The 21,147-nt window shown below is 65.6% G+C and carries 22 protein-coding genes; 13 read left to right on the forward strand and 9 right to left on the reverse strand.

Annotated features, from left to right (window positions below):
* Positions 1 to 32 precede the first annotated feature (32 nt).
* Complete coding sequence (locus tag RX330_RS06910) at positions 33 to 683, reverse strand: glutaminyl-peptide cyclotransferase (RefSeq protein ID WP_317242502.1); 651 nt, start codon at positions 681 to 683, stop codon at positions 33 to 35.
* Positions 684 to 719: 36 nt separating this feature from the next.
* Positions 720 to 1,940 (reverse strand): helix-turn-helix domain-containing protein, encoded by a 1,221-nt coding sequence (locus RX330_RS06915; protein WP_317242503.1) that lies wholly within the window; start codon positions 1,938 to 1,940, stop codon positions 720 to 722.
* 156 nt (positions 1,941 to 2,096) lie between these two features.
* Between RX330_RS06915 and RX330_RS06920 the strand changes: the two genes are divergently transcribed.
* Together RX330_RS06920 and RX330_RS06925 are read left to right on the forward strand one after the other, a co-directional pair.
* Positions 2,097 to 2,888: a DUF899 domain-containing protein gene (locus tag RX330_RS06920; RefSeq protein ID WP_375847590.1), complete on the forward strand. Its 792-nt coding sequence runs from the start codon at positions 2,097 to 2,099 to the stop codon at positions 2,886 to 2,888.
* A complete protein-coding gene (locus RX330_RS06925; RefSeq protein ID WP_317242504.1) occupies positions 2,885 to 3,148 on the forward strand; it encodes a hypothetical protein in 264 nt (87 codons plus the stop codon). Before RX330_RS06920 ends, RX330_RS06925 begins: the two co-directional genes overlap by 4 nt.
* Positions 3,149 to 3,264: 116 nt before the next feature.
* On the opposite strand, the gene RX330_RS06930 is transcribed toward RX330_RS06925, so the two are convergent.
* The 3 genes from RX330_RS06930 to RX330_RS06940 form a co-directional block, all read right to left on the reverse strand.
* Positions 3,265 to 3,597 (reverse strand): GIY-YIG nuclease family protein, encoded by a 333-nt coding sequence (locus RX330_RS06930; protein ID WP_317242505.1) that lies wholly within the window; start codon positions 3,595 to 3,597, stop codon positions 3,265 to 3,267.
* Positions 3,598 to 3,798: 201 nt separating this feature from the next.
* The gene (locus RX330_RS06935) at positions 3,799 to 4,215 is read right to left on the reverse strand and encodes a c-type cytochrome (RefSeq protein ID WP_317242506.1); all 417 of its coding nucleotides are present in this window, start codon (positions 4,213 to 4,215) and stop codon (positions 3,799 to 3,801) included.
* Between the two features lie 110 nt (positions 4,216 to 4,325).
* Positions 4,326 to 5,042 carry a L,D-transpeptidase gene (locus tag RX330_RS06940; protein WP_317242507.1) on the reverse strand — a complete coding sequence of 239 codons (717 nt, stop codon included), beginning with the start codon at positions 5,040 to 5,042 and terminating at the stop codon, positions 4,326 to 4,328.
* Between the two features lie 273 nt (positions 5,043 to 5,315).
* Between RX330_RS06940 and RX330_RS06945 the strand changes: the two genes are divergently transcribed.
* The 3 genes from RX330_RS06945 (at position 5,316) to RX330_RS06955 (ending at position 7,876) form a co-directional block, all read left to right on the forward strand.
* Positions 5,316 to 6,368, forward strand: coding sequence for a glycosyltransferase family 4 protein (locus tag RX330_RS06945; RefSeq protein ID WP_317242508.1), 1,053 nt, complete (start codon positions 5,316 to 5,318; stop codon positions 6,366 to 6,368).
* Between the two features lie 33 nt (positions 6,369 to 6,401).
* Positions 6,402 to 7,091, forward strand: coding sequence for a class I SAM-dependent methyltransferase (locus RX330_RS06950; RefSeq protein ID WP_317242509.1), 690 nt, complete (start codon positions 6,402 to 6,404; stop codon positions 7,089 to 7,091).
* 125 nt (positions 7,092 to 7,216) lie between these two features.
* Positions 7,217 to 7,876 (forward strand): hypothetical protein, encoded by a 660-nt coding sequence (locus tag RX330_RS06955; protein ID WP_317242510.1) that lies wholly within the window; start codon positions 7,217 to 7,219, stop codon positions 7,874 to 7,876.
* Between the two features lie 200 nt (positions 7,877 to 8,076).
* Here RX330_RS06955 and RX330_RS06960 read toward each other — a convergent pair whose 3' ends face one another.
* The gene (locus RX330_RS06960) at positions 8,077 to 9,741 is read right to left on the reverse strand and encodes an aminotransferase class III-fold pyridoxal phosphate-dependent enzyme (RefSeq protein WP_317242511.1); all 1,665 of its coding nucleotides are present in this window, start codon (positions 9,739 to 9,741) and stop codon (positions 8,077 to 8,079) included.
* A 35-nt stretch (positions 9,742 to 9,776) separates the two neighbouring features.
* Here RX330_RS06960 and asd point away from each other — a divergent pair, with 35 nt between their 5' ends.
* On the forward strand, positions 9,777 to 10,640 hold the full coding sequence (asd, locus tag RX330_RS06965; protein WP_317242512.1) for an archaetidylserine decarboxylase: 864 nt from the start codon (positions 9,777 to 9,779) through the stop codon (positions 10,638 to 10,640).
* A gap of 66 nt (positions 10,641 to 10,706) precedes the next feature.
* Positions 10,707 to 11,276: an NUDIX hydrolase gene (locus tag RX330_RS06970; RefSeq protein WP_317242513.1), complete on the forward strand. Its 570-nt coding sequence runs from the start codon at positions 10,707 to 10,709 to the stop codon at positions 11,274 to 11,276.
* 130 nt (positions 11,277 to 11,406) lie between these two features.
* Here RX330_RS06970 and RX330_RS06975 read toward each other — a convergent pair whose 3' ends face one another.
* Positions 11,407 to 12,831, reverse strand: a complete 1,425-nt coding sequence (locus RX330_RS06975) for a FecR domain-containing protein (protein WP_317243853.1) — start codon at positions 12,829 to 12,831, stop codon at positions 11,407 to 11,409.
* A 301-nt stretch (positions 12,832 to 13,132) separates the two neighbouring features.
* A complete protein-coding gene (locus tag RX330_RS06980) occupies positions 13,133 to 13,915 on the reverse strand; it encodes a DUF2147 domain-containing protein (protein WP_317242514.1) in 783 nt (260 codons plus the stop codon).
* 195 nt (positions 13,916 to 14,110) lie between these two features.
* On the opposite strand from RX330_RS06980, the gene RX330_RS06985 reads away from it, so the two are divergent.
* The 6 genes from RX330_RS06985 (at position 14,111) to RX330_RS07010 (ending at position 20,748) form a co-directional block, all read left to right on the forward strand.
* Positions 14,111 to 14,968: a DUF2147 domain-containing protein gene (locus RX330_RS06985; RefSeq protein WP_317242515.1), complete on the forward strand. Its 858-nt coding sequence runs from the start codon at positions 14,111 to 14,113 to the stop codon at positions 14,966 to 14,968.
* A gap of 312 nt (positions 14,969 to 15,280) precedes the next feature.
* Positions 15,281 to 16,495, forward strand: coding sequence for an extensin family protein (locus tag RX330_RS06990; RefSeq protein WP_317242516.1), 1,215 nt, complete (start codon positions 15,281 to 15,283; stop codon positions 16,493 to 16,495).
* A gap of 243 nt (positions 16,496 to 16,738) precedes the next feature.
* Positions 16,739 to 18,037 carry a M20 family metallopeptidase gene (locus RX330_RS06995; RefSeq protein WP_317242517.1) on the forward strand — a complete coding sequence of 433 codons (1,299 nt, stop codon included), beginning with the start codon at positions 16,739 to 16,741 and terminating at the stop codon, positions 18,035 to 18,037.
* Positions 18,034 to 18,879, forward strand: a complete 846-nt coding sequence (locus tag RX330_RS07000) for an ABC transporter permease subunit (protein ID WP_317242518.1) — start codon at positions 18,034 to 18,036, stop codon at positions 18,877 to 18,879. The genes RX330_RS06995 and RX330_RS07000 overlap by 4 nt, the downstream gene beginning before the upstream one ends.
* A 16-nt stretch (positions 18,880 to 18,895) precedes the next feature.
* Positions 18,896 to 19,906 (forward strand): ABC transporter substrate-binding protein, encoded by a 1,011-nt coding sequence (locus RX330_RS07005; RefSeq protein ID WP_212080588.1) that lies wholly within the window; start codon positions 18,896 to 18,898, stop codon positions 19,904 to 19,906.
* Positions 19,907 to 20,100: 194 nt separating this feature from the next.
* A complete protein-coding gene (locus RX330_RS07010; RefSeq protein WP_317242519.1) occupies positions 20,101 to 20,748 on the forward strand; it encodes a Crp/Fnr family transcriptional regulator in 648 nt (215 codons plus the stop codon).
* A gap of 15 nt (positions 20,749 to 20,763) precedes the next feature.
* Here RX330_RS07010 and RX330_RS07015 read toward each other — a convergent pair whose 3' ends face one another.
* A complete protein-coding gene (locus RX330_RS07015) occupies positions 20,764 to 21,105 on the reverse strand; it encodes a hypothetical protein (protein WP_317242520.1) in 342 nt (113 codons plus the stop codon).
* Between the last annotated feature and the right edge of the window lie 42 nt (positions 21,106 to 21,147).

The following is a 21,147-nucleotide window of genomic DNA, read 5'->3' on the forward strand; positions in this document are numbered from 1 at the left end:
CCACAAACCCACATTGTCCCCAATTCAAGCCGTTATCCGCCAGCCTGACCGCGCTTCGGACGGCGGATTGCCCGAACATTGCCGCGACCGCCGCCGCCGCAGAAAAACTGGTCGGCGCCATCGGACTCCAGCCCGGACACGCCCGTGCCGGCGGGCAAGTCGAGCTGCTCGAGCACCTTGCCCGTCTCGGGGTCGATCCGCCTGATGTCGCTCTCTTCGTTCTCCCAGGTGCCGTGCCAGAGCTCGCCGTCGACCCAGGTCACGCCGGTCACGAAGCGCTTGCTCTCGATGGTGCGGAGGACCTTGCCCGTCTCCGGATCGATCTGGTGAATCTTGCGCTCGCGATACTGCCCGACCCAGAGCGAGCCCTCGGCCCAGGCCAATCCGGAATCCCCGCCGGCGCCAGGCGACGGGATCGTGCCGAGCACCTTGCCGGTGGCGGCGTCGATCTTCTGGATGCGGTCCTCGGCGATCTGGAACAGGTGCCGGCCGTCGAACGCCGTTCCCGCATGCGCGGCGACATCGATGGAGCGCGCGATTTTGCCGTCAGCCGGATCGACCGCGTTCAACTTGTCGCCGGACGCGAACCAGACATGCTTGCCGTCATAGGTGACGCCATGCACGGCTTCGACGCCCGCAAACGGCCCGTATTCCCTGACGATTTCGGCGGCTGAACGCTTCATGTGCGCGATCCCTCGTGGATGTGAACTCATCTCATCCTACGTGTTCAGGAGTGGGCCGGGGAGTAACAAGCCTGTCGGGAAACCCGGGACGGGCGGGGTCAACCAGCGCCGCGCCCGTCCATGTCCGAAGCACTGCACCTTGTTCGATCGCGCCAGCTCTTCGAGCGCGCGCTGGACCGTCCGCGCGCTCGTGCCTAGCGCCAGTGCGAGAGCCGAGCTCGACCACGGCTCGCCGTCGGAGAGGAAGGCGAGGACGGTGGCGTGCTTCTCCTCGACCGGCCGTGCCAGCACGAGAACGTCGCGCGTCTTGTGCGGTGTCAGCGCAAAGCCTTGCTTCGTTGCGCTGACATCCGCCAGCGGCCTGAGCTTCGCCCGCAGCCGTCCGATCTCGACCCGCAGCCGGGCGCGATGCGATTCGTCGGCGTGCCTGGCGTGAAACGCCGCGGTCATCAGTGCTTCCCGGGACACGTCCGCAGGCCAGGCCTGCGCCAGGTGGCGCGCAAGCGCGAACAGCACCGGCCGCGTTCCGAGCGGCACGACGATGCCATTCCTGCGAACGCTGTGATGGAAGGTGTCCACTACAAGCGCCTTGGACCGCGCCAGCGCTTCGACCTGGCCCAGCAACAGGGGATGCTCCCTGCCGCGCGTGATCAGGCGCGCCGCGGGCGTGTCGAGCACGAGGTTGGCGCCTTCGACCTCGGATGCGAGCGCAGCGATGCCGGCGAGGCGCGCCGCACGGGCCGCACGGTCGAGCGCTGCGCGCGCATCCTTCGTTTTGAGCCGCCTGATGGCAATGCCGGCGACCACGAGCTCGCGGACGACCTGCGAGGCGGGCGGCAGTGGAGAGGTGACGACCTCGGCCAGTGCATCCTCGGCTTCGTCGTGGCGTCCCAGGAGAAGCAGGCGGCGTGCCTCGACGTGGCCCGCATGGGCGGCATTGACGAGATCACCGTGCTTCTCGAGCGTCGCGCGCGCCGCCGCGAGCGTTCTCACCGGCCAGTTCAGCTCGCGCGAGACGAGCGCGATCTCTGCCTCGGCCACGATGCACCTTGCGCGCGGCACCGCCTCGCTCGGACCGAAGGCACGCGCGGCGCCGCGCAGCAGAGACTTCGCCTTCGCGAGATCGCCGAGCTGCGCCATCGCGATGCCGCGGAGTGCCAGCGACGGCGCATCGTTACGCAGGGCGACGCGATTCAGCGCGCCGAGCGGATCGCCGGCCTCCAATGCCCGTGCGGCGGCCGTGATCAGCGACTCCATGTCAATCCCGTCACACTTGTTACTCCCACCGCGCAACCGCGAGATGCCAGAAATCGTTGACGGCCGAAGATGTGCGGTGAGTGGGCGCGGGTGGTTCCGCGTCCGCCACGGCGCGGCAAGGAACGGCGGCCGAAGCAAGAGATCTGGAGAGCCATCATGACATCAGTTCAAAACACAGGGGCGAGCGGACAGCCCGCCATGCTGACACCGCCGGTGGTGTCGCCGCAGGACTGGGAGGCGGCCCGTCAGCAACTGCTCGTGAAGGAAAAGGCGCATACCCGTGCCCGCGACGCCCTGGCGGCCGAGCGCCGGCGCATGCCGTGGATGGAAGTAACCAAAACTTATGCGTTCGAGGGGCCCGGCGGCAAGCTCAGTCTGCCCGACCTGTTCCAGGGACGGCGGCAGCTGATCGTCTACCGCGCCTTCTTCGAGCCCGGCGTGTTCGGCTGGCCCGATCACGCCTGCCGGGGTTGCTCCATGGTGGCCGACCAGGTCGCCCATGTCGCACATTTGAACGCCCGCGACACCACGCTCGTGTTCGCATCGCGCGCACCTCAGCCCGATATCGTCGGACTGAAGCAGCGGATGGGCTGGACCATGCCGTGGGTCACCGTCACCGACAGTTTCGATGCCGATTTCGGCGTCGACGAATGGCACGGGACGAACGTGTTCTACCGCGACGGGACGCGCATCTTCCGCACCTATTTCGTCAAGAGCCGCGGCGACGAGCAGATGGGCGGCACCTGGAACTATCTCGACATCACGCCGCTCGGCCGGCAGGAGGTCTGGGAGGATTCGCCGCCAGGCTATCCGCAGACACCGACTTACAAATGGTGGAACTGGCACGACAGCTACGCGGAAGGCGCGGCGCCGGACCAGCAGTGGGTCGAGATCTCGGATGCCGGCGAGAAGGCGTTTCGCGAGGAGGCGGCGGGAGAACGGAAATGACTCCCGCTGCGAGCACGGCCACCGGCCGCGATGATGGCGTCGCGGCCGTGCGCCACCTCGCCAGATGGCTTGCTCTGGCGGCCACGCCGACCTTCGCGATCATGGCGCTGCTGACGGCCGTGCTCGGCAACGGAACGGCAGACATGCTGTGTGTCACCGGGCATGGTTCTCCGCTCGGCGGGATGGTGCCGATGTATCTCTTGATGAGCGCGTTTCATTCGGCGGCATGGCTGAGGTGGATCGCGGAGCGGCGGGAATAGGCAGCATCCGCCGGAGTGACCGCCTCGTCCTTCGAGACGCGCGCAAGGGCGCGCTCCTCAGGATGAGGCTAACCGGCAGTCGTGCCGCAGCCAAAGCGTTACCGCACACTCTGCCCTCATCCTGAGGAGCCCGCCGCAGGCGGGCGTCTCGAAGGATGATGTGATCCGCGCTTTGCCAACTCATGCAGCTCGGCAAAATCGTCACGCATGAAGGCTTCCTTCTTGGCGCGGCTCCATTTTTTGAGCTTGCGCTCGCATTCGATCGCGTCGGTGATACGATCGAACCATTGCGAGAATATCAAAGTCACAGGGCGGCGCGACTTCGTGTAGCCATCGAACGTGCCGGCGTTGTGCTGCGCGATTCGGATCTCGAGTTCGGTGCGCGTCGTGCCGATGTAGTAGCTGCCGTCGGCGCATCTGAGAATGTAGAGCCACGCGCCTTCGGTCATCGTGAACGCCTCGTCCTTCGAGACGACCGCTTCGCGGTCTCCTCAGGATGAGGCTATCTGGCAGTCCCACCTTGGCGCAAGAGCTTCGGATGGATTGGCAGCCGCGCACTCCGTTCCTCATCCTGAGGGCCCCGCCATAGGCGGGCGTCTCGAAGGATGCGCCACAATCACCGACACCTCACGAAAGCAGCCGTGGCGTTGTCACTGCGAGGCCGCCTGCAGATACGCCACCACTTTGCCCGCTTCCTCCGTCGAGATGCCGCCATAGGGCTGCATCTTGTGGCCGGACACGACTTCGTCGGGCTTGACCAGGAAGCGGGTGAGCTTGTCCTGGTCCCAGTCGAAGCCCGCCTCTTTCATCGAGGACGAATAATTGTAATTCGGCAGCGAGCCGGCCTTGCGTCCGACGATCTTGTTGAGGTTGGGCCCGAGGCGGTTGTCGCCTTCCTTCACGGAATGGCACGTGCGGCAGGAATTGTTGAAGGCCTGGTGGGCTGCGTCGCCGCTCGCGGGCTGCTGCGCGAACGATGACGCCGCGGACAGCAGCAGCGTCAGGACTCCGGCGCCGGCGACCGCGCGCAGCCATGGATACGGCGAGGATTGCAGGCGTGGTTGCATTTGCGCCTCCATCGAGATCGCGCCGCAGCAAAGCGCGCGTCGACATGTCGAGGGCAAACGAATCCGGCCCCGGTGGGTTCCGGGGCCGCTCGCGTCAGAATGTCCTGTGCTCAGCGCGTTGCGCCACCGAGTTCCGCCCTGCGCTCCGTCATCGGCAGCACGATCACCTTGGTGCCGACGTTGACGCGGGAATAGAGGTCGGTGACGTCCTCATTGGTCATGCGGATGCAGCCGGAGGAGACGCGCTTGCCGATGGTCTCGGGCGCATTGGTGCCGTGGATGCGGTAGATGGTGCCGCCGAGATACATGGCGCGGGCACCGAGCGGATTGCCCGGGCCGCCGGCCATGTGGCGCGGCAGATAGGGCTGGCGGGCGATCATCTCGGGCGGCGGGGTCCATGCCGGCCACTCGGCCTTGCGGCTCACCGACTGGATGCCGGACCAGGTGAAGCCATCGCGGCCGACGCCGATGCCGTAGCGCAGCGCCTGGCCGTTGCCGAGCACGTAATAGAGATAGGTGTTGGGCGTATCGATGATGATGGTGCCCGGCGCCTCGCGCGTCGCGTAAGAGACGGTCTGGCGGCGGAAGCGGGCCGGCATCTCGATCGCGTCCTGATCCTCGGACGGCTCGGTCTGATAGCTCGGCGCCTGATAGGGCTGATAGGGCTGGAACGGCTGCGGCGCGGCCATCGGCGGCAGCGGCTGGAAGAACGGGAATATCTGCACCGGCGCTGCGTTGGCTGCACCAGCGAACGCGATTGCGGAGATCGCCACTGCACCGAACGTAACGGCGCGCGAATAGGTCTTGAACATATCCAGATTGAACATTTGATCGCCCCTGTTTGCTCGGTGTCGTTGATCACCGCGGCACCGTTCGGTGCTCCGTTGCGTCAATCACTAACGGCGAAACGTTTCGGGACATTTGCGCGGAAAACCGAAAACGGTTTCATGGCGGCAAGGATTGTTTCATGACAGTTTCGTGGCCGCGGGGGTGCGTTAACGAACAAAACGGCCCGCCGACACTTCCATGACGTCACACGCCTGAAATATCCTTCGTTGATGGTCGATGCCTGAGAATCATCAAACTCTCGGGATTTTCCCATGCGGGTATTAATCGCGACTGACGCCTGGCATCCGCAGGTCAACGGCGTGGTGCGGACGCTGACCTCGCTGGCGAACGCGGCCAAGGCCCTCGATGTCGAGATCGACTTCCTCACGCCGGACGGCTTTCCGTCCTGGCCGCTGCCGACCTATCCGGGCCTGCGCTTCGCGCTGCCGAGCAGCAAAGAGATCGCACGGCGGATCGAGAGCGCTGCGCCGGAAGCCCTGCACATCGCAACCGAAGGCCCGATCGGCTGGGCCGCACGCGCCTATTGCCGGCGCAACCGGCTCGCCTTCACCACCTCCTACACCACGCGTTTTCCGGAGTATGTCTCGGTGCGGACCGGCATCCCCGCGAGCGTCGGCTATGCCGTGCTGCGCCACTTCCATGACGCCGCCGCCATGACCATGGTGGCGACGCCTTCGCTGCGGCAGGAGTTGTCCGAGCGCGGCTTCAAGCGGCTCGGCTTCTGGACCCGCGGCGTCAACACCGAACTGTTCCATCCCGACGCTCCGGCCAGGCTCGACCTGCCGCGCCCGATCTTCATGACGATGGGGCGCGTGGCGGTGGAGAAGAATCTTGAAGCATTCCTCTCGCTCGACCTGCCCGGCACCAAGGTCGTCGTCGGCGACGGTCCGCAGAAGGCGGCGCTGGAAAAGAAATACCCCGACGCGGTCTTCCTCGGCGAGAAGAAGGGCGCGGACCTCACCGCGCATCTCGCCGCGGCCGACGTGTTCGTGTTTCCGAGCCTGACCGATACGTTCGGCGTGGTGCAGCTCGAGGCGCTCGCCTGCGGCACGCCGGTTGCGGCGTTTCCGGTGACGGGTCCGAAAGACGTCATCGCCGATCATCCCATCGGCGCGATCGACCACAATTTGCGCACTGCGTGCCTGCGCGCGCTCACCATGTCGCGCGAGACCTGCCGCAACTTCGCGCTGGAGCGCTCCTGGGAGAACAGCGCGCGCCAGTTCGTCGGCAATCTCACCTCACTTCAGCCCAGTCGCGCCTTGCGCGCCTCGCCTCGGATGGCGCGGCGGCCGGTGCGCGGTTGACCTCTTCATTTTGACCACAGCGAGACCTCACCGATGGCTAAGATCATGAACCTTGATGGCACCCAGCAGCTCGACCTCACCCGTGGCACGGTCGAGCAGGCCTATGACCGCTGGGCGCCGGTCTACGACCTGGTGTTTGGGGGCGTGTTCGCCAAGGGCCGGCAGGCTGCGATCGCGGCCACCAACAAGATCGGCGGCCGTGTGCTCGAGGTCGGCGTCGGCACCGGCATCTCCCTGCCGCTCTATGCCCCGAACCTGCGCATCTTCGGCACCGACATTTCGGAAGCAATGCTGGACAAGGCGCGCCAGCGCGTCGCCGAGGGCGGGCTGAAGAACGTCGAGGGCCTCGCGGTGATGGATGCCGAGAATCTCGAATTCCCCGACAATTCCTTCGACGTCGTGATGGCGCAATATGTCGTCACCGCGGTGCCGAATCCCGAAAAGGCGCTCGACGAGTTTGCCCGCGTGCTGCGCCCGGGCGGCGAGCTGATCATCCTCACCCGCGTCAGCGCGGATGCGGGCATGCGCCGCTTCATCGAGCAGAAGCTGCAGCCGGTGGTGCGTCCGCTCGGCTTCCGCACCGCCGAGTTCGCCTGGTCGCGTTATGCGAAGTGGCTGGCCGGTGCGCACGGCATCGAGCTCGCCGAGCGCCGCTTGATTCCGCCGCTCGGTCATTTCTCGCTGGTGCGCTTCCGCAAGGTCGACGTCGCCAAGGCGGCGTGACCTGAAGCCGGCGCGTCGCGTGCGTCATCGCGCCTCTGCACGTCGTCACATGACACAATGATGATGTCATACGGCCTACATCGAATCCCTGTAAATCCCGGACCCGAAAGCATTTGGGGGAGAGCATGATCAAGAATTATCTCGAGCAGCTGCGGATCCAGCGCTGGGACGACCATCGCTACTATCACCACAGCCGCATCAATCAGAGCCTGCACTTCGTCAGCGCGCTGAGCTTTCTCTTCGCCTATGTCTGGCTGTTCATCGATCCCGTGGTCTCCGCGCTGGTCGGCTGGCTGGTCTCGATGACCTCGCGCCAGGCCGGTCACTTCTTCTTCGAGCCGCACACCTACGATCACGTCAACCAGGCGACGCACGAATACAAGGAAGAGATCAAGGTCGGCTACAACCTTCAGCGCAAGGTGGTGCTGATGTCGATCTGGGCCCTGTCGCCGCTGGTGCTGGTCGTCGATCCCTCGCTGTTCGGCCTGTTCACGCCCTGGGCGAGCGCGACCGACTTCATGCGGCAGGTTGCCAAGATCTGGCTCGTGGTCGGCGGCGGCGGTCTGCTGTTCCGCACGGTGCACCTGTTCTTCATCCGCGACGTCGAGACCGGCCTCGTCTGGATGACCAAGATCCTGACGGACCCGTTCCACGATCTGATGCTCTATCGCAAGGCTCCGCTGGCGCTGATGCGCGGCGAGCTGATGGACCCCGGCCTGCACCTCAATCCCGAGCACACGCTGGGCCTGATCGGCGAGCCCACGCTCGAAGAGCAGCACGCCTGAGCGCGCCGCGCACATCAGAAACTCCGATGTCGAACAATTACGTCATGCCCGGGCTTGTCCCGGGCATCCACGTCTTGGGGACCCCCGTGAGCATCGTCATTCCGGGATGGTCCGGAGGACCAGACCCGGGATCTCGAGATTCCGGGCTCGGTCCTGCGGACCGCCCCGGAATGACTGGACTGATGGGGAAAGAGCAGCCCTCAGCGCCCGAAGCGCTTGGCCAGCATCTCTTTCAAGATCTGCCGCTTGATGTTCTTGTTGGTGAGCACGCCGTCGTGCCACCAGAAGCCGTCGGCCTTCATCTTTTCGGAAGCACGGACGAAGCGTTCGGCAACCTCGGTGAAGTCGGCGTCGGTGTAGTTGAGGCTGAAGATCAGCCGGCCGGTGCCGACCCAGCTCAGCGCGAGGCCCTCTGCGCGAAGGTAATATTGCAGCATCCAATTGTAGCGGGACGGGGTGGTGTATTTCACCGTCCAGATCGTCGAGAAATTGGCGAACCGCACCGGCAGCTCGGCGTCGGTCATCATCTGGTTGAGTTTTTGGACGCGGCCGTTCCAGGTCTCCTCGAGACCGTCATAGACCGCACGAAAATTCGGACTTGCCAGCCGGCTCAAGAACTCGTCCATCGCCGTCATGACGTAGGGGTGCGAGTTGAAGGTGCCGCGGGCAAAGCAGATGTCGGCGGGACGATCGTCGCGGAAGCGGCGCATCAGCTCGCGTCTGCCGCAGACCACGCCGACCGGCAGGCCGCCGGCGAGACTCTTGCCGTAGGTCACCATGTCGGCCTTGACGCCGAAATATTCCTGGGCGCCGCCGGCGGCGAGGCGGAAGCCGACGAACACCTCGTCGAAGATCAGCACGATGCCGCGCTCGGTGCAGACGTCACGAAGCTTCGTCAACCATTCGGTATAGCCCGCGCGGTCGAAATGGCCGCCGCGGGAGGAATCGACCAGCGAGGAATCGCCGGACGCGTTGGCATTGGGATGCAGGCCCTGCAGCGGGTTGACCAGCACGCAGGCGATGTCTTTGCGCGTGCGCAGGACATGCAGCGTCCTCTCCGACACCTCAGCCAGGGTGTAGGTCTCGTGCGCGGCAATGGGATTGCCAACGCCCGGCTGCACGTCGCCCCACCAGCCGTGATAGGCTCCCGCAAATCGCACAAGATGGCTGCGCTTGGTGTGGTAGCGCGCCAGCCGCACCGCCTGCATCACGGCCTCGGTGCCGGACATGTGGAAGGACACCTCGTCGAGTCCCGAGATCTGGCGGAGCCGGCTCACGTTGTCGAGAATGACGGGATGGTAGGGGCCGAGCACGGGGCCGAGCGCATGCGCGCGCTTCTCCGCGCCCTCGATGCACTCCTTGTAGAAGTCGTTGCCGAAGATGTTGACACCGTAGGATCCCGTGAGATCGTACGAGGTGTTGCCGTCGACATCAGTGACGGTGACACCGCGCGAGGATTCCACGAAGGTCGAGGTGCCCAGATGCTCGCGGACGAGGCGCGAGAACTGGAACGGCACCCGGTAGCTTTCAGTGAAGTTGAGATCGGAGATCGTCTCGGCCGCCTCCTTCGTCATCGCGCGGCCCTTGGGGTACCGCTCGGCGTAGAGGCGTGCAAGGCGGAAGAAGGCGTCCTTGCGCTGCGCCACGATGTTCGCCGGCGCGCCGTCGCAACCGAAATATTTGTCGCCTTCGAATTCGTAGAACGGCAGCAGCCGCGCCACCCGGCGCGACATCTTGGAGTGCCCGGCGAGCGAGCGGTGCTTGGCGCGGGACAATTCGACCCGTGCCTTGATCTTCGGGAGGACGGCGGCAGCGGACGCTGCGGCGGCCACGGACATCGAGAGAATCGGGAGTGTCGTTTCCATGTCAACAAGCGCTAATACTGTGAGCTAACAGATTCATGACAGTCAAAGCCCTCATCGCCTCTTTCACCCAGCAGGAAGACCTCAACTTCCTGTTGACCAACCGCATCCCCCGCGCCGCGCTGACCCGATTCATGGGCTGGTTCTCCAAGATCGAGAACCCGCTCGTGCGGGACTTCTCGATCGCGCTGTGGAAGCTGTTCTCCGATCTCGACCTGTCGGAGGCGCGCAAGACTCATTTCAAGAGCCTGCACGACTGCTTCACCCGGGAGCTGAAGCCGGGCCTGCGGCCGTTTGATCCGGACCCCTCGGTCGTCGCCAGCCCCTCGGACGGCATCGTTGGCGCCCATGGCCGGATCGCCGACACCGAGCTGTTCCAGGTCAAGGGCGCGCCCTATTCGCTGCTCGACCTCGTCGGCGATGCCGCGCTGTTGGACCAGCACCGCAATGGCTCCTTCGTCACGCTGCGGCTGACCTCGAGCATGTATCACCGCTTCCATGCCCCCTACGACGCGCATATCGAGCGGGTCTCGCTGATCCATGGCGATGTCTGGAACGTCAACCCGATCGCGCTGAAGCGCGTCGAGCGGCTGTTCTGCAAGAACGAGCGCGCGGTGATCCGCACGCATCTTTCGACCGGCGAAGCCGTGACGCTGGTACCGGTCGCCGCAATCCTGGTCGCGAGCATCCGCCTGCACTTCCTCGATATGGTGCTGAACGCCCAGACGCGCCGCCCGGTCAACTTTCCCTGCGACGTCAGCGTGACCAAGGGTGAGGAGCTCGGCTGGTTCGAGCACGGCTCGACCATCATCATCCTGGCGCCCGGCGATTTCGCCTTCTGCGACGGCATCGCCGAGGGCACGCGCATTCGTGCAGGTCAAGCTCTGTTGAAGAGAAAGTAGCCTTCAATCCGCCGTGCCCGCGGCCTATATCGTCCGCGGGGTCGATTCTAGACGACGGATCTGGTGATGGCGCGGGCGCCGGTGATGGCGGCGGGTGGTATTGTGCTGCGGCGGGGCGCTGAGCCGCTGATCGCTATCGTGCGCCAGCGCAAGCGCAACGAATGGGTTCTGCCCAAGGGCAAGCTCGACGACGGCGAGACGCCGAAGGAAGCTGCGCATCGCGAGGTGCTGGAGGAGACCGGCCACGACGTCGCCGTGCACGAATTCCTCGGCACGCTCGTGTACCAATCCGGCGGGCGCTCGAAGGTCGTGCATTTCTGGCGGATGGAGGCCGAGGGCGGCCCGGTCCGCAAGCTGATGAACGACATCAAGGCGGTCGAGTGGTTGACGCTGGACGATGCGATCGCGCGGCTGTCGCGCGAATATGAACGCGTGTTTCTCACGCAAATCGGCCCGATCGCGCTCGCGGCTGCGGGGCTGGTGGCTGCATCGGCGCCGGAGCCCGTGCCAATGGCAGCCCCTGACGATCTCGATGCAGCCTTGCAGACGCTGACGCCGGCTGAGGCGGCCTCGGTCGACGAGCTGCGGCACGGTCTGTTGCAAAAGGTGAAGGCCTGGCTCCGCGGGGAGGCGTGAGCCCCGCGCTTGCTGGTCAAATCGGCATCTGCAGGTTGGTGTAGCCGCGGTAACCCAGCTCCTTCCAAGTCGTCATTGCGAGCGGGCGCTCTTTGGCGCTATCGCGCGGATGCGGCCGCCGCGCCGAGGATCATCGCCGCTCCCTGTCCTTCGGAGTGGGCGGCGGCCTGCGCGGCGCGGCAGGACGTTGCGCGGCAGGGAGGCGCTGCTGGAATCCGCCGGGGTGCTGCAGGCCTGGCTGTTGAGCCGCAGGTGGCTGCCCCGGCTGCATGCCGGTGCGTGGCAGCTGCGGCTGTGGACTGGGCTGCGGCGTCGCGCCCGGCTGCGGCGTAGCTCCGCCAGGCTGAATTTGCCCGCCGCGTTGCGGTTGGGTTTGCGGCGTGCCGTTCGGCAAGGGGCCTCGTCCGGGGCGCGCTGGACGCCCCACGCCTTGCTGCGGGCCCGGCTGCCTCTCGCCGCGCTCCTCTTGACCGCGCGGCCGTTGACCCTGACCCGCGCGCGGGTTGCCCGGCTGCATTGTGCCACCTTGTTGTCCCTGTCCCTGTCCCTGCCGCTGGGGCGGCTGGGCGCCTTGCCGGCCCGGCGTGCCCGGTTGCTGCTGACCCGGACGGTTGTTCAGGCCGGGCTGGCCGTTCGGCCGCAATTGCTGCTGCTGCGGCGGCTGGGCGGGCCGCGGAATGCGGCTGAGCGCGGTCGGATTGGCGCGGCGGAAGTCGCGCTGCTCGATGACGATCTGGCGGCCCGTGGTTTGCGCCAGATGCACCTGGCCGACGAAGCCGCGGTCGCGCGCGATCTGCTGCGGCGCAATCGTGATCGGTACCGCGGCGAAGCGCATGATCCCGGCAGCGGCTGCGCCAGGCCGGATCGCAAAGCCGCTCGATGCCTGCGTCAGCGCGCCGAGCCGCGTGCCGCTGGCGCGGTCGTCTACGTCGATGTGACCGACGCGGCCGTCGGCGTCGGGATAGAGCTTGATGTTGACGTTGCGCGTGCTGCTCGATGCCGCGTTTTCAGGGACGTCGACGACGCCGGTGGTGCCGCGGATGCCGAGCGTCGCCGTCGGCGTCGTGATCTTCATGTTGCCGGTCTTTGCCACCGCCGCCGCGACGAAGGCGACCGTGCCCTTGCCGACGTCGAAGATCCCGGAGTTCTGCTTGCCGCCGTCCTCATAGACGTAGTTGTCGATGGTGATCCTGGCGCTGGCCGAAAGATTGAACGTGGTCGCGTCGTTGAAGGTGATGCCGAGCGAGGAGTTCGACGACGTCTGCACGACGTCGTTGAGATAGATGTCGTCGCGCACGCGCAGCGGATAGGAATTCTTGTCGCGGATCACGGTCGCGATTCCCGTGACGGTCGCGACGTTGCCGATCGGTTCGATGGCGGTGGATTGTGCGTCCGGCGCCGGGGTGGGGGAAGCCAATGGTGTCGGCGAGGAATCCGGTGTCGGCTGCGCTTGTGGCTGCGCCTGCGCAAGCTCCATCGCGTCGGATGCCACGCTGTTGCCCACCAGCGGCAAGGCCAGAGCAAACGAGAGGACGAAGCGGCGCCAGGCCACCAATGCAGTCACGAGGATGTCCCGGTGAGAAATGCGAGGCGAGATGGGGCGATATCAGCCGGATCAGGCTGAATGGCGGATGAACATAGGTGGCAGGAGGGAGTGTTCAAGGCCAGGCGAGGCTAGCGAGGAGGGGGTGAATGTCTCCACGCCGTCATGGACGGTTTGTCCCGGCCATCCACGCCTTGTTTTGCGGCACCAAGAACGTGGATGCCCGGGACATCTAGCGCGAAGACCCGCTTCGCGCTTCTGCCCGGGCATGACGAAGATTTGCGAGCATGTTGGAGATGACGCGCTCCGCTGGTCAGCTCACGCGCTTCCAGGTCTGGCCGCCGCAGAACATGCCGCCGAAGGCGCAGCCCTGCACGCGCATCGCATTCGGGCCCTTCATGGCGATCGTGGAGTCGTAATTGCGGCCGGAGTCGGGATCGTGGATCCGGCCGCTCCACTTCGAGCCCTGGGGCTTCATGTTGATCAGGATGCGCGCGTTGGTCTTCTCGGCATAGCCGCAGAGATTGGCGCCGCACTGCTCGACGCGGACGTTGCCCTTGTTCTCTTCGGTCGCCCAGACGCCGATCGGCGAGTTTGGCGCGGCCACGGGCGCAGCGGCCGCCGGAGCCGGAGCAGGCGCGGGAGCAACCGCGATTGGCGCGGGTGCAGGAGCAGGAACCGCAGCCGGTGCGGGCTGCGTCGCGTTGTCGAAGCTGGCGGACGGCGCGGCCGTTGCGGTCGTCACGGGCGCGGCGGGAGCTGCAGGTGCAGTCGCCTGGACCGGCGCCTGCTGCACGGGCTGCTGCTGCAGCGGAGCCGGCGCGGGCTGGGCGGTCGTGGGGGGAGCCGGCGTGGTGTCGACGTCGTCGTCCTTGGAGCCGCCGAGACCCTTGAGGTTGATGTTGTTCAGCTTGATCGGCTTGTCCGACAGGCCCGGCGCGACGATGGTCACGCAGTTGAGCGAGGCGCAGTTGCGCGGCGTCTCGATGCGGATGTGCTGGCCCTCGATCTGGAACGAGATCGAATTGCCGCCGGCATGGGCTGCGGCGGTCGAAGCGAGGAACAGCGCGGTGGCGGCGATGGTGAGCTTGTTCATGACAACCTCCGAAAATGGCGTAGCCCCGATATGGACCGGAGTCGCTGGTGGATGAAGCGTGGTTCGACCCTACGCTTCGCCGCTCAGCCTCTCTGTGATGGGCGTCACAAGGGGGCGCCAGCGCCTGGGTGAGGCGGCGCACATTCAGCCGGGGCTCATTCCGTCTAACTTGCCGCGACACGACAGGAGGCGCCGATGACCCGGCTTGCGACTTCGCTTGGTACATTGATCGCGTTGATGGCGGTCGTGCCCGCGGCCGAGGCCGGCTCTTATTCCTTCTCGATCGGCGGCCACCGCCTCCGCGTCGAGTCGCCCAGGAGTTGCCGATCCGCGTCCTGCGTTTCAATTTCCTCCAATCGCAGCCTTCGGCCGACGGAGGATGTCGCCACCAGGCCCCTTCCGGCGCCGGCGTCCGCGCCGGTCGTCCAGGCCCCGCAGCCGGCCTATCCAATTCCTCCCGTCCGGCTGCCACAGGCGGCCGTCGTCGCGGCACCGCCGGCAGCTCCAGCCCCCGTTCTTGCCGCGACGACGTCGCAGCCGGTTGTGCCGCCGCCCGCGGCGCCGCCGCGGATCGAGTTGCCCCGCGTCGATCCGCCGAAGACTATTGCGCTCGATCCGCCGCGCATGGAGCCGCCGGTCGTTGCGCCGAGGCCCGAGATCGAGCAGACGGCACCGGTCGCACAGCGCAGCGACGACGCGCCGGCCTCTTCGCCGCTCGGCGAATGGGAAAGCCCGGGTGCCAAGGGCACGGTCCGGATCGAACGCTGTGGACCTGCATTGTGCGGTTTCGCGCTCACCAAGGCGTCGAACAGGGGTGAGAGCGTGCTCGTCAACATGAAGCCGAAAACGCACGACGTCTGGACCGGCAGCATCTACAGTCGTTCCAGCGGCAGCACCTATTTCGGAACGATGACGCTGAAGAGCTCCGGCACACTTCATGTCGAGGCCTGCGCGATCGGCCGCTTCTGGTGCTCGGGCAACGACTGGAGGCGGGTCGAGGCGCCGCGCGAGCAACTGGTCACGACATCGCGGCAGTGGGGCGCAAGGTCGTAGCTCGTTGCGATGGCCCGTCTTCGACGCGCTCGATGAGTCTAGATCATGCCGAGCACGATGGCGCCGACGAAGGCCATGGCGAGGTACGCGGTGACAACGCTCAGTCTCCCGGCGAACGTCATGAGGTCCCTCCCTCAATGCGCGCTGGCTGACGCGCGATCTCATGGTTAACAGAAAGTGTCTGTCTGAAAAAGTCAGCCTTGCTGTCGCTCGGTTCTGACGAGGCTTCGGCGCGCGCCAGCCGGCATGGTTAAAGAACCGTGAAATCAACGTGTTGAAGAGTCTTTAAGTAAATTCACCGAACGTGCGTTCATGACGCGCGGAGTTCGTTTGTATCTCGTCGGCTCCATCGTCCTTGTTTCGCTAGCGGGTTGCGGACGCGGCTTCTTCCAGGCCGAACGCGAACCGTGGCGGGCCGAGGCGGAAGCCGCTTGCCTGAAATCGGGCGTGGTGAAGGAGGGGCCGGATCTCGTCCGGATCGACCCCATTTCGGGCCCTGGTCAGTGCGGCGCCGAATTCCCGCTCAAGGTCGCCGCCATCGGCGAAGCTTCCGGCACTTACGGTTTTGCCGACGAGCAACTGCGCCCGCCCGGCAGCATCGGCAACCAGCCGCGCTGGCCGGTGACGCAGCCGCGATCGAACTATCCGCAGAGCCAGAATTATCCGTCATCCTCTTATCCGTCGCGGTCGAACTATCCCGAAAGCGCGGTGCGCCAGCCGTCCGGCTACGGCACCTCAAACGGGCCGATGTCGCTGAACGCGCCCGGCGTCGTGCCGGAGGAAGACGAGATCGATCTGCCGCCCGAGGGCACCGATGCCGCGGGGGCCTCCCGCTACATGAATGCGCCGAGCTATCCTGCACGGCCGGCAAATCCCGCGCCTTACTCGCAGGCGCCCGCACAGCAGCCGCTGCCGCGCTTTGGCCCGGCGCAGGGCAATCCCGTCACCGCGGTCGGTCCCGTTGCGATCAAGCCGACGGCGACGCTGGCCTGCCCGATCGTGTCCGAGCTCGACCGCTGGCTCGCCGACACGGTGCAGCCTTCGGCCATGCGCTGGTTCGGCGTCCGCGTCGCCGAGATCAAGCAGATCTCCGCTTATTCCTGCCGCGGCATGAACGGCAACTCGCGCTCCCACATCTCCGAGCACGCCTTCGGCAATGCGCTCGACATCTCGGCCTTCGTGCTCGCCGATGGTCGCCGTGTCACCGTGAAGGACGGCTGGCGCGGCATGCCGGAAGAGCAGGGATTTTTGCGCGACGTGCAGGCGGGTGCCTGCGCGCATTTCACCACGGTGCTCGCGCCGGGGTCGAACGTCTATCACTACGATCACATCCACGTCGATCTGATGCGCCGCGCCAGCCGCCGCCTGATCTGCCAGCCGGCCGCCGTCTCCGGTGACGAGGTCGCCTCGCGCGCGAAATCGCGCAGCCCCTATGCCAACGCGCGCGATCCCTCCGTCACAGGCTCGCTCGGTGCACGCAAGAGTGCCGCTCAGAAGCGCGAGGAAGACGACTACGCCAACGAATAGGCGCGTGCGCCGGATCGGAAGCGGCTTCCACGCGCTGCGGCTGGTCTGTCCAGCCGGCGCTGCGTCTTCGGCAAAGCGCAGCTGACGCGCAAAAATTTGCGCAGTCGCGATTCTTCTCCAAATCATTGAATAGCAATCAATATTCGCATCCAGGCGGGCTGTCCTGGCGATTGGCACATTCGCTGCAATGAGGGTGCTGCAACGAAGCGGCGCGGCCGGCGCTGTGAGCCAACGGAACCCGTCATGCAGATGTCTGTCGCCCCGCCTATCTCCGATCTCGAGCAGCGCGTGCTGTCGCGCATCACGGAGGAACGCTGGCTCGACCTTGCATCCGAATTGATCCGCACCGGTCAGCCGCGTTCCGGTAATCCGCTCGATCCCGATTTGCCGGCCGCCGAGGAGGAGGCGATCTCGATGCTGGTCGCGGGCAAGCTCGAAGCCCTCGGCATGGAGGTCACCAAGCACAGTGCGCAGCCGCACCGGCCCAACGTGCTCGGCGTGCTGAAAGGGCGGGAAGGCGCGCCGTCGCTGATCCTCAACGATCATCTCGACACCTATCCGGTGGTCGAGCCCGAGAAATGGCACATGACGGATTTCGATCCGTTCAAGGCGACGCGCCATGGCGATCTGCTGTATGCCCGCGGCACCTCCGACACGCGCGGCAATCTTGCGGCATCGCTGCTCGCGGTGCAGGCCCTGATCGAAGAGGGCGTGAAGTTTGATGGCACCTTGATGTGCTGCTACACCGTCGACGAGGAGCGCAACGGCACCGAGGGCTCGATCTACATGCTCAACAAGGTCGGCCTTACTGCCGACTACGAGATCACGGCCGAGCCGACCGCGTGGGGCGATGTTAGTAAAGAATGGGGCATGAACCTCTCGGTGGCCAATTCCGGCCATTGCCTGATCGAGGTCACGGTCCAGGGCATCAAGTCGCACATCTGGCGGCCCGACATCAGCGTCAACGCCATCATGGAGGCGGCGAAGCTGCTGCCGAGGCTGGAGGAGATGGCGTTCACGCATGTGCCCAGCAAGTTCATGGGGCATACGCCGCCGTGCTGCTCGGTGGTACGTATCCGTGGCGGACTTCCCGGCGAGATGCAGTTCTCGCCGGATGCCTGCACCATCACGCTCGCGGTGGTCGGCATCGTGCCGGGCATGACGCTCGCCAGCGTGGTGTCCGACATCGAGCGTCTCGGGCAGGCGACCTTTGCAGGCGCCAACGACGTCAAGGTCGCAGTGCGCCAGGTGCCCGGCTCGCTGTTCGTCAACGCGACCGAGCCCGTGCCGGTCGAGGAAGAGCCATGCCGCTCGCTTCGCGCGGTCTATCGACGCCTGATGGGCCGCGAGCCCGGGGTCAATCGCAAGAATGCCTTCAACGACACCATCCGCTTCCGCGAAGCCGGCATCAACGCGGTGACATTCGGTCCGGGTGAGGACGGCTGGGCCGTCGACAACGAGAACATCTCGATCACCAAATCGGTGATGGCGACGCGGATCTACGCGCTGACCATCATGCAGATCTTGGGAGTGCGCACGTGAGTGTCGAGGCAGGTCCCATGGCCATTCCGATCTCGGCCGATCGTACGCGGCGGGGCAGTTTGCGGCTGCCAACCGTCTCGCGATCGGTGCTGCTCTCGACGCTCACCGTCGCCGTGCTGTTGGCCGCCTGGGCCATCGTCACGGGGGTGGGCTGGGCCAACGAGCTGTTCCTGCCGAAGCCGCAGGCGGTCTGGGCCGCGTTCGTCAAGACCATGACGAAGGGTTATCAGGGCGCGACGCTGTACCAGCATCTCGGCGCGAGCCTCTCCCGCATCCTCACGGCCTTCGCACTGGCGTGCCTCATCGGCATCCCGCTCGGCGTCCTCATGGGGGTCTCGCGCAATGCACGCGCGCTGCTCAATCCCCTGATCGAATTCTACCGGCCGCTGCCGCCCCTCGGGCTCTACACGCTTCTGGTGATGTGGCTCGGCATCGGCGAGAGCTCGAAGCTGTCGTTGCTGTTCCTCGCCGGCTTGCCGGGCATCGTGATCTCTACGATCCAGGCCGTTACCAGCGTCGATCCCGTCTTTGTGCGGGCCGCGCAATCCCTCGGCGCGACCCGGCGCCATCTGCTGTTCCACGTCTATCTACCTGCGGCGGGCCCCTTGATCCTCGCCGGCATGCGCATCTCGCTCGGATTCACCTACACCGTTCTCGTCGCCGCCGAGATCGTCGCGGCCTCCGCAGGCATCGGCTGGATGATCTGGGATGCTGCAAAATTCCTGCTGTCCGACGTCGTGATCATGGGCCTGATCGTGCTTGGCCTGACCGGCGTGGCGCTCGACCTGATGATGCGCGGAATGGCCAGACTGTTGATGCCGTGGGCCCGAAACCAGTCCTGATCGAGGAGAGATCGACATGATGAAGAGACTTGTTGCCACGCTCGCACTTGCTACGTTGGTGCTCACGGCTACCGCTCGTGCCGAGGACAAGCCGGCCAAGGTGACCGTCGGCTATCTGAATCTGGTGAACGCACAACTCGTCACCAAGCATCTCGGCCTGCTCGCCAAGGAGATGCCGGGCGTCGAGATCAAATACGTCAAGGTCGGAGGCGGCGGCGACATGCTGCGCGCGATCGCAGGCAATGACGTCGACTTCGGCGGTCTCGGCAATCCGCCGACCGCGATCGGCGCGACCCGCGCGCTTCCGATCAAAGGCATCCTGGTGATCAATCTGCTCGACTATGTCGAGTCGATGGTGGTTCGCAGCGACAAGAACATCTCCTCGCTCAAGGACCTGAAGGGCAAGACCGTGGCTGCCCCCTTCGGCTCGACGACACATTACCTGCTGCTTCAGGCGCTGAAGGACGAAGGCGTCGATCCCGCCTCGATGAAGATCATCGATCTCGCGCCCTCCGACATCGCGGCCGCCTGGCTGCGCGGCGACATCGACGCCGCCTGGTTCTGGGAGCCGAACCTCGACAAGGCCGTGAAGAACGGCGGCAAGATCCTCATCACGTCGGGCGATATGACCAAGCGCGGCTATCCGACCTGGGACATCGGCGTCGTCATGAACGCATTCGCGCAGAAATATCCATCCTACGTCGAAAAGTTCATCAAGGCCGAGTGCGAGGGAATCGACTTCTGGCTGAAGAATCCGGAGAAGACGGCCGAAATCATTGCGGAGGAGCTGTCGCTGCCGCTGGCCGACGCGACGCGGATGATGAAGGGCACCGGCATGGTCCCGTGCAACCAGCAGCTCACCGAGGAGTATTTCGGCACGAGCGCGAAGAAGGGCAAATTCGTCGACACGCTGGTTGCGACCGCCGACTTTCTGGTGAAGCAGGAGCGCCTGCCGAAGTTGCTGCCGCGTGCCGACTTCGAGGCCTTCATCCAGCCGGCCTATATCGAGAAGGTGATCGGCCGCTGAGGGCCCGTGCCGGCGGGCTCGCGTCGGCGGCGGTGCGTTGAGCATTTGCGCCGCGTTGCAATCCGACCGGAGACCTCCTAGCCTTCGAGCCGTCACTCGAAGGGAGACTGATCGTGGGGCGCGGTCATGCGCACGAGGTGGCCAATCCAGGTGAGCCGTGCGCAGAGGTGCGAAGGGCGGGGACCGGACGATACGTGTTGAACGCCCTGGACAAGCCCGATCTGGATCTTGTGATGCGGACCGGCAGGTTGGCGACCTACCAGAACCGCGAATATCTGCTGCGGGAAGGTGAGCCCGCCAACGGCATCCACGTCATTCTGAGCGGGATCGTCGAAAGCACTCATGCCGGTACGCAGGGGCGTGAGCTGATGCTGGCGACCTGGGAGGCCGGTGACTTCGTCGGCGCCCCCTACATTCTCGGCGATCACCGGCATAGCTGGTCGGCGCGCGCGCTCGGACGGGTCGAGGCGCTGCATCTCGACCAGGATGCGATCCGCCGGCTGATCGCGCAGTCGCCCTCGTTCGCCGTCGCGCTGATCGAGTGTCTCGGCTTCAAGGGCGAGACCTATTCGATGCTGGCGCAGACGCTGGCGGGGCAGAAGGCGGCGGAACGGCTGGTGCTGCTGCTGGTAAAGCTGTCCGAGAATGCGGCGCAGGACGAAGGCGGCTCGATTTCGCTCGGCCGCATCACGCAGGCCAATCTCGCGCGCATGATCGGCGCGACGCGCCAGTCGATCAGCCTGATCCTCAATCGTCTCCAGGACGACGGCATCATCTCGACCGGTCCGACCAAGATGGTCGTCAATGATCTCGCGGCGTTGAGGAAACAGGTGACCGAGTAGCGCCCGCTGCCGGCGTCATGACGAGCCTCGCTTCGACGGTGCGGGACCCGGCCCCATGCAGAGCTGCACCTCGCCCGGGACGTCGTAGGTGCGCATGATGTGGCGGCTGTCACGCAGGCCCGATGCCTCGCGTTGCACGACCAACATCCAGAGTGCCTGGCCGGCTTCCATCACCAGTCTGCGCCTGGCCGGCTGCTGCGATGCCGGCACTTCCGCGGACGCGTGGGCGGCGTCGAACTCGCGCAAACGCGCCAGCGCCTGTTCGAGTGTGCGGCCCATCCGTCCAAGCGCCGAGACCTGTTCCTGGACGATCTCATAATGGAGGATATCGACTGGCGGGCGAAGATCACGAGACATGAGCGCAATATAGGGCAGCCAGTCAGGCCCGCGCAACGCGCG

Source organism: Bradyrhizobium sp. NDS-1 (assembly GCF_032918005.1).
Classification (GTDB): Bacteria; Pseudomonadota; Alphaproteobacteria; order Rhizobiales; family Xanthobacteraceae; genus Bradyrhizobium; species Bradyrhizobium tunisiense.